The following is a 354-nucleotide window of genomic DNA, read 5'->3' on the forward strand; positions in this document are numbered from 1 at the left end:
TTCCGGGTGATTGGTGAAGAACCCCTGGCCGAGAAGACCGAGCTGCTGCTGCGCGATCTCTACGCCGACACCGGGCAGGAAGTGCTGAACGCGGGCGCGGTGCATCTGCGGCTGCAGGATGCGGGCGTCGACGCGCTGGTCGAACGCACGATCGCCGACGCCGCGCGCGGCGCCCAGGAAGTCGCGATCAAGGTCAAGCGCGGCGTGGTCAAGGGCCGCGGCCCGAACCAGGCGCGCTACCTGCACGCCATCGCCACCCACGACATCAACTTCGGCATCGGCCCCGCCGGCACCGGCAAGACCTTTCTCGCCGTAGCCATGGCCGTGGAAGCGCTCAACGAGAACCGCGTGCAG

At 68.9% G+C, this 354-nt stretch carries 1 protein-coding gene; it reads left to right on the plus strand.

Going from position 1 to position 354, the window contains the following annotated elements:
• Nucleotides 1–354, plus strand: a 354-nt coding sequence (locus FLQ44_RS00975) for a PhoH family protein (RefSeq protein WP_206208598.1), incomplete at both ends; no start/stop codon positions are given.

The organism is Vogesella mureinivorans, from assembly GCF_007644035.1.
In the GTDB taxonomy this organism is placed as follows: Bacteria; Pseudomonadota; Gammaproteobacteria; order Burkholderiales; family Chromobacteriaceae; genus Vogesella; species Vogesella mureinivorans.